The 2,083-nt window shown below is 62.2% G+C and carries 4 protein-coding genes; all 4 read left to right on the forward strand.

Features of this window, described 5'->3' with window-relative positions; genetic code table 11:
* The first annotated feature begins 97 nt into the window (after nt 1-97).
* On the forward strand, nt 98-721 hold the full coding sequence (locus tag EN780_RS32780; protein WP_189556936.1) for a hypothetical protein: 624 nt from the start codon (nt 98-100) through the stop codon (nt 719-721).
* 13 nt (nt 722-734) lie between these two features.
* Nucleotides 735-989 carry a hypothetical protein gene (locus tag EN780_RS32785; protein ID WP_187331301.1) on the forward strand — a complete coding sequence of 85 codons (255 nt, stop codon included), beginning with the start codon at nt 735-737 and terminating at the stop codon, nt 987-989.
* Nucleotides 989-1,837 (forward strand): hypothetical protein, encoded by an 849-nt coding sequence (locus tag EN780_RS32790; protein WP_128276343.1) that lies wholly within the window; start codon nt 989-991, stop codon nt 1,835-1,837. The genes EN780_RS32785 and EN780_RS32790 overlap by 1 nt, the downstream gene beginning before the upstream one ends.
* Nucleotides 1,834-2,083 (forward strand): hypothetical protein (locus EN780_RS32795; protein WP_133372829.1); only part of this gene is annotated, 250 nt, incomplete at its 3' end. The genes EN780_RS32790 and EN780_RS32795, both read left to right, overlap by 4 nt.

The raw sequence follows: 2,083 nt of genomic DNA on the forward strand, positions 1-2,083 counted from the left end.
GACCCAGCGGCTGGCGATGATGTACCGCATCGACGTCGAGAGCGATTCGACGGTCAAGGCGGACCTGACCAGGCAGAAGGCAGAGACGGCCGAGTTCATGCAGGCGGCTGGCGCCTATTGGGCTGCCGTCGGTCCGCTAATCCAGCAAGACGAGATGCCGAAGGAAGTGGCGGTTGAAATCTTCGCCGCGAACTCGCGCCTCTTCAACCTCGGCAAGTCGGTCGAGGACGTTCTGGAAAAGATGGTGACCGATGCCAAGGCGCAAGCCGGCCAGCCTCCGCCGCCTAGTGCCGAACAACAAAAAGCTCAGGCGGACGCGAAGGCGCGAGAGGCGGAGCAGGCGCAAAAAGTCGCTGATGCGAAGCTCAAGTCGGACGCCGCCGCGCAAGACATGGAGTTCAAGCGCGAACAGCACGACATGACCATGACCGAGAAGCGCCTTGACCTCCAGTCGAAGCGGCAGGCCGCGCGGATCGACCAGAACCAGATCCTGCTGGCAAACGGCGTCGTCCCGCCGCCCGATCCCGAGCAGATCGACGGCCAGGCGGTGCTGAAAGAGATGGCCGCGCAGCGCGACATGTTCGGGCAGGCGCTTGCCGCACTCATTCAAGTGCTGTCGCAGCCGAAGCAGATCATCCGGGACGCCCAAGGCCGCGCCGTGACGGCGGTCCCGATGCAGCCCCCGCAATCCGGAGCTCCAGCAAATGGCTACAACCAGTGAAGTCGAGGTAGGGATGGCTGCCATCGCGCAGCGTCTCAGTGACCAGCGTCAGGTGATGATCAAGGTGAAGGCGAACGCCAGCGGGGCCTCGACGGCTCTGGCTGCGATCCCGAACGACTTTGCCGACGTCATCGCAACCGTCAATGCGTTCGGCACCGGCAACGCCTATGAGGCCGCCGTGAAGGCCCAGCTCACCAAGATGACGGCCGAGTTCACCGCCCTGAAATCGAAGGCTGATGCTATCGCCGCGGTGGATCTGAACAGCTGATGTTTGACGGCCAATTCTATCCTGGCCTGCAACCGCAGTTCGATGGGTTCGCGCAGCTTCGCCGTCCGTACTATCGGGCGCGGCTGAAGGACGTCCTCACCACGTTGGGGTTGACGACGAACCTGAAGCTTTGTCTCGACGCGGCCGATGGCAACTCTCTCCCTGCGGCTTCTACTAAATGGCTCGATACGTCGGGAGGTGGCTACGACTTCTTTCGTGGCACCACGGCAGGTGCGGACGCCACCGACCCGACGATCAACGGGACTTCCGATGGCCGCACGTCGTCCGAATATCTTTCCTTCGATGGCGGCGATTATCTGACCTACGACACCACCAATGAGACGTGGATGACGAACATCCACAAGGACAACGCCAAGTGGACCGTCGCGATTTGGGCCTGGTACGGCTCCGCCGCGTCGAACGGGATCGGCGGCACGTCGGGCAACAACGTCGCCAGCGTCGGCTTCCATTTTGGGATGAGCGGCGGCCAAAGGTGGTTCGCAGCCATCAACAACGGCAGCGGCGTCGTCGCCTTGCAAAACATCATGGTGGCCACCCTTGCAACCGGCTCATGGGTGTTCGCCGTCTCTTCACTTGACGAAGCGGTTGGGGCCAACGGCCACATTCTGGGCGTCAACTCGACCTTCGAACTGTTCAGTTCCACCTACTCGTCGCCCTCGGCCGCCGGCGCCACCAACACGATGCAGATCGGCTCTCGCGGCAACGCGCAGGTCCCGCTGGTCAACACGTCCAGAATGGCAGCGATGGCCATCTGGGAGGGCACCGCTCTTACCCAGGCGCAGTTGGACGGCATCTTTCAGGCCACGCGAAAGAGGTTCGGCGTATGAGGATCCCCAGCGGAAAGACGGATCAGAACATCTACTTCGAAGCGGTCGACAGCACCGACCTCATCACGAAGAAGACCGGCCTGACTTCATTCACGGTCTATCGCAGCCGCAATGGCGGGACGATGACTGCCTACACCACGCCGACGATCATCGAGCTCTCGTCTGCCAACGCACCCGGCCTCTATGCGCTGCTGGTCGACGAGGACACCACGATTGCGTCAACATCAGATGCCGAAGAGTATGCGG

This window comes from Mesorhizobium sp. M4B.F.Ca.ET.089.01.1.1 (assembly GCF_004022605.1).
Taxonomy (GTDB): Bacteria; Pseudomonadota; Alphaproteobacteria; order Rhizobiales; family Rhizobiaceae; genus Mesorhizobium; species Mesorhizobium abyssinicae.